Genomic DNA, 6,320 nt, shown 5'->3' on the forward strand with positions numbered 1-6,320 from the left:
TTTGCTAACATATATATAGAAAACCTGTTTCGGTATGTATATTTTCGTTTTTGGCAAAAACTGCAGCAATGGCACTAAAGATTGGATATTCAGTTGTCAGCGTTATTGCTCGTATTTAAAAACAGCTGAAATTTGCCTGTACCTATTAATATTTCTGCTTAAAATCATTAATGAATGAGGGGTTTTTATAAAATATTAGCGATACTGGTGGCTATAGCCGGTACTGCACAAGCTCAAATCCAACAACTGGAGTACAATACATCCGATCAACACACGCTAAAGATCAATCGTATTTCGCCATCCGCCTCTGGCAGGGCCGATAAGATTTCCCTGGACGGGACCTGGCAGTTCTCTACTGATATCGAATCATTGCCGGCAGATAAGCATATACAGGTGCCAGGTGAATGGAGCATGCAGGGGTTTAATGTAAAAAAAGCAGTATTAGCGGGGTATAAAAGAAGCTTCGAAGTACCTGGAACATGGAAACAAAAAAGGGTTAAACTCCGTTTTGATGCGGTGTTTAGCGAAGCTGAGATTTGGGTGAATGGAAAAAAAGCGGCCACCCATCTGGGAGGTTTTACCCCTTTCGAAATAGACATTAACAATTTTGTAAAATGGGGCGGCAGTAATGAACTGTTGGTAAAGGTAAGATCGGAAACCATGGCAGACTCTCTGGCCAGCGCCTCACAATACGCAGCACATAACGTGGGTGGCATTTCCCGTAAAGTATATTTAGTAGGCATCGCACCGGTAAATTTTGCCTATGCAGAGGTGAATACCAGTTTTGACAAGAACTATGAAAATGCCACCTTAAGCACCAACGTCATCATCGCCAATGAACAGGAGGAAAAGACTGCTAGCCTTTCCGTAAAAGCCGAACTTTTTAAGGCCGACGGTACCACTAAAGTAGGTGAGAAGGTGGTGATGGTTAATGCCAACATCAGCAAGGGCGCCTATCTACAACAGAACATCAGCTTTGATGTAGCGAATCCAGCAAAGTGGGACCCTGAACATCCCAATTTGTATACCCTTAAGCTAAGCATTATGCAAGGGGGTAGATTGGAAGATGTTATTACCAAAAGTATCGGCTTTCGCCAGATAGAGGTAAGAGGGAATAGGGTGTTTGTCAACAATATGCCCATTAAGTTGCGCGGGGTTTGTCATCACGAAGTGATGCCTTTGCGTGGCCGTTCCGTCAATGATAATATGTGGGAAAAAGATGTAAAGCTGCTCATTGAAGGCAATGTAAACTATATCCGCACTTCGCATTATCCTCCAGCAGAAGAATTGATTGATGCGTGTAACAGATTGGGAATGTTCCTGGAGGTAGAAGCCCCTTTCTGCTGGGCACACAATACACCGGTAACCGCCGGAACCGAACTTTATCAGACCTTACTGGTAAACCAAACGATAGACATGGTCACTTATTTCAGGTCTAACCCCTCGGTAATTATGTGGTCTGTGGGGAATGAAAGTTTAAAGTACAAGGAGTATTTTAAAGAAACAGCCAAATTAGTAAAGCAATTCGATCCATCACGTCCGCGTAATTTTAGTCAATGGGGTCCTGATGCTGATGATGCTGATCTGGAAGTGACTAACCATCACTATCCTGGTCCGACAGGACCTGCCAAATATAACAACTATAAGCGTCCTATCGTTTTTGATGAGTATGTACATTTAAATGCTTACAACCGCCGGGAACTGGTAACCGACCCCGGTGTGCGCGATGCGTGGGGAATTGGTTTTGAAGGTATGTGGGAGAACATGTACGCAACGGATGCGGTGTTGGGTGGCGCTATCTGGGCCGGTATCGACGACACCTTCTTCCTGCCGGATGGAAAAACGGTAGGTTATGGTACCTGGGGCCCACTCGATGGCTGGAGAAGAGAGAAACCTGAATATTGGCACATGAAGAAAGTTTATTCACCTGTGAAAATAAAGGTGCTCAGTAATTGGAACAATGGCAAGGTGGCGGTTGAACTGGAAAACAGGATGCTTTTCAGTAACCTGAATGAGTGCAGAATAGAATGGAGAATGGCAGGTGAAAGTGGCCGTATTACTGCTGATTTAAAGAGAAATGAAAAAAATGTTACCCTGTTAAATATCGCTCAAAAACCAACGGCGTCAGATAAAATGACTGTCAAAGTTTTTGACCCGCGGGGTGTCCAAATCGATATTTATCAGTTTGCCATAGTGCCTGTCATTAGCCCAATGGACGTATTGTCTGGTACTACCACTCCGGCGCAGGCATGGAACTATACGCAGAACGGAAATACATTGACCGCCAGCAATGCGGACATGAAAATTAATTTCAACCTGACGACCGGTGATATAGAACAGGTCACAAAAAACAATAAAAGCATCTGGGTAGATGGCAGCAGATTAATGGTTTTGGCAGTAACGGGAGAAGGCAATGGTGTACAAATGGTAGGTGATGGTAAGAAAATAGAACCCTTTACCGACGTATGTTCCAACCGGATAGTAAAAGAAATTAAGCTCGATAAAGGTAAAAATATCTTTACTGTAAGTGTCATTGATACATACAGCGAAGCATCCGGTACAACGACGTATGCTTTTTCCGGCAAAGGCCTGGTAAACATATCCTATCAATATATCCTGAAAAAAGATATCAACCCACGCCAATGGGGACTGGTTTTCGGATTGCCCATGACTTTCCAGGAATTGAACTGGAATAGAAATGCGCATTGGGACTACTATCCGGCCGATCACATTGGAAGACCAGTGGGCAAAGCCAGCTTAATATCTGAAACGAAAATTTCAGGCCCTGCAGGCCCCTTCGCGTTACCAACAACACCCTGGAGTCTCGATAGAAATGAATTGGGTACAAATGATTTCCGTTCTACAAAAATGTATATCAACAGTGCCAGCTTAACGGATGGTACGGCTGCTTTTAATGTATTGGGTAATGGGCGGCAACACATCAGGGCATGGACAGACGGGAAGGAGATCAGAACGCTGGTAGCAGGATACAGTAATATGGGAGGCGAAGGCTTTTTCAGAGACCATGCGGCAAAAATGGACCGGCCTTTGAAAGTGGGCGATATGATACAGGATCACATTACACTTCAGTTAAAGTAAACGCAACAGCGTTTAAAGTGCGCAAAAAAAAGTAAAAGGGCGACTCAATTATTTTGTAGTGCTCCCAAAAAGTGTCTAACTTTTTGGAGGCACTACATTTTGAGACGCCCTTTTACTTTTTAGTCATCTGTGTACGATTTTGTGTGCGGGCAATTTTATCTTCACGGAGCAGGTAGTTATTACCCAATGGCTGCCGAGGTTCAGTCTATTGTTGATGGGCCAGTCGTTACGGTAACCCAAATCGTAAAATAGTCCATCTAAATAGTTTGATTGTCCATTATACAATTAATCATTAAATGTTAATTTGACATTTATTAATATCAACTGAAATCTTTCTAAAAATTCCCGTATGAAGAATTACTCTGGGGTGGGTATGCCACCACCTGTCTGGTACACGCGCGCGTTATTTTTATTTCTTATCTTTTACAGTCTTACTGCAAATGCGCAGAAAAAAATTACCGGAAAAGTGATCGATGAAGCCACCAATGAAGCAGTAATGCAAGCTTCTGTTCAAATTAAAGGTACCACCAAAGGGGCTATCACAGATGAAAAAGGACAGTTTTCACTCACCGTAAATGAAGGCGACAAACTGGTCGTTTCTTCCATGGAATATGAATCGGTGGAAATCAAAGTGGGTGCGGGCGCAGTGCTTAACATCAAACTTAAACGTTCCACATCAGGGTTAAACGAAGTAGTAGTGATCGGTTATGGTACCGTGAGGAAAAAAGACCTGACAGGTGCTATTGCCTCGCTGAAACCGAATGACATAAAAACAGAAGGGGTAAGCAATGTAGGCAGGGCCCTGCAGGGTAAGCTTCCTGGCGTTACCGTGGAATCGGCCGGTGGTGATCCCGGATCCGGCACCCGTATTCTCATCAGGGGTGTGGGCACATTGGGCAACTCAGCACCACTCTATCTTGTGGACGGTGTACCTGTAAGCAATACCAATAACATTGCACCCGGAGATATCGAATCACTCGATGTATTGAAAGACGCTTCGGCAGCGGCTATATATGGTTCCCGTGCCGCTAACGGGGTAGTGCTCATCACTACCAGATCCGGCAAGGAAGGGAAAGCCGCTTTTCAATTTAATACCAACTTCGGGTTACAGAAAATAGATCATCCCTGGGAGGTGCTGAATGCATCGGAATGGGCGACGGTAAGTAATGCAGCGCATGATGCCGCCGGTCTTCCACGCCTGGCCATCGCGGCTAATCCCGCACAGCTGGGCGCAGGAACCAACTGGCAGGATGCGATCTACAGAACAGCACCGATACAACAATACTACCTCTCTATGGGCGGTGGTACTGAAACAGGTAAATACAGTGTTTCCGGTGAGTATACTGACCAGGATGGTATCGTAGATGTAACAGGCTATAAGCGTTATGGTATGCGTGTGAAATCCGAGAGCAAAAAGGGCATTGTGAAATTCGGCGAAACATTACTGATGACGCGTGAAAAATGGACCCGTATGCCCGGCGGATGGGGCGGACAAGGTGGAAACCCCGTAGGATCTGCTGCGAAGATGATACCCGTATTCCAGATTTATGACAGCTCAGCGATAGGCGGCTATTCCGGCGCCAGCGGCCCTGTGGTGAATGTAGCCAACCCGGTGGCACAGCTGCACCTGGAAGATATTTCCTACGAACTGACTTCGATCCTCGCCAACGCTTTTGCAGAAGTATCTATTCTGCCATCTTTGAAATATAAATTCAACCTGGGTTATACGAATTCGTTTGGTAACAACGATGACTATTACAGGAGATACGATGTAGGCTCTCTTTTTTCTCATCCCACCAACGATCTGACACAGGCAAAAGATCGTACCACACTGGTACTGATCGAAAATACACTCAACTTCACGAAAGATTTTGGCAAGCATAGCTTCCAGGCATTGGCAGGTTATTCTTATCAGAAAACACAATACAACTACTGGCTGGCCGGCAAAACCAATTTGCCTGATGGTCTGAAAGAACTGGATGCCGCGTCCGGTACTGCTAACGTATCCGGTAACAGCACCGTGAGTACTTTGCTGTCGTTATTAGGCCGTGTCATCTATTCGTATGATAACCGCTACCTGTTAACCGCCAGCTTCCGTAGAGATGGATCTTCCCGCTTCGGTTCAGACAATCGCTATGGTAACTTCCCGTCTGTAGCAGTAGGCTGGAATGTGTCCAACGAAAAATTCTGGTCTGTACCTCCACGGGTAGTATCCTTCCTGAAACTACGCGGCAGCTATGGTGTACTGGGTAACCAGGAAATCGGCGACTATCTTTACAGTGCAGCCATTAATTCCAATATCAACTATGTATCGGGCGTGGACCAACAAAAATGGTTTGGTGCCATTCAAACAGCCTTCGCATCTCCCAATATTAAATGGGAAAATACCGAGACCATGAATGTCGGCGTGGATGTAGGTTTCATGAACGGAAAACTCAATCTTACTGCCGACTACTTCCATAAAAATACAACGGATGTATTGCTCAATGTACCCATTCCCGGCTCTACCGGTTCTTCTGCCGACCCCACTATTAACGCAGGTACTATTCAGAACAAAGGTTTTGAAATGGGATTGAACTACACTAATACCGCAGGTGCATTTACCTACGGGGCAACAGGTACCTTCTCTTCCGTGAAAAATAAAGTAATCGCACTCGGTACCGGCTCCCAGCAAATATTTGGTGGCCAACCTACCCACCATGGCGCCTCCACCACACTCACTGAGGCAGGCGGCGAGGTAGCAGGTTTCTATCTGATCAAATCTTTGGGTATTTTTCAGTCGCAGGATGAAGTCAATGCCTACAAAGGTAGTGGTGGTCAACTTATACAACCAGCTGCGAAACCAGGAGATATTAAATTCTTTGATGCCAACGGCGACGGTAGTATCAGCAATTCCGACCGTGTTGATTGCGGCAGTCCGTTTCCTAGTTTCGATTATGGTCTGGGTTTAAATGTAGCTGCCTACAACTTCGACCTCAATATCTTCATGCAGGGAACGAAGGGAAACAAAATTTATAATGGGCTGCGTCAGGACCTGGAAGGCATGAACCTGGAGTTTAACTACAGTCGCGCTACCCTCAACGCCTGGACCCCGGAAAATACCCACACCAATATTCCAAGAGCAGTGATCGACGATCCAAACCTGAACTCACAAACTTCGTCCCGCTTCCTGGAAGATGGTTCTTATTTCCGTTTGAAAACATTACAGCTGGGTTATACTA

The 6,320-nt window shown here is 45.3% G+C and carries 2 protein-coding genes; both read left to right on the plus strand.

Annotated elements, in window-relative coordinates:
• Nucleotides 1-174: 174 nt before the first annotated feature.
• Nucleotides 175-3,099 (plus strand): glycoside hydrolase family 2 protein, encoded by a 2,925-nt coding sequence (locus tag VIP81_RS04110; protein WP_331957205.1) that lies wholly within the window; start codon nt 175-177, stop codon nt 3,097-3,099.
• Between the two features lie 349 nt (nt 3,100-3,448).
• On the plus strand, nt 3,449-6,320 hold a 2,872-nt coding region (locus VIP81_RS04115; RefSeq protein WP_331957206.1), incomplete at its 3' end, for a TonB-dependent receptor.

Source organism: Chitinophaga sp., assembly GCF_036566945.1.
Taxonomy (GTDB): domain Bacteria; phylum Bacteroidota; class Bacteroidia; order Chitinophagales; family Chitinophagaceae; genus Chitinophaga.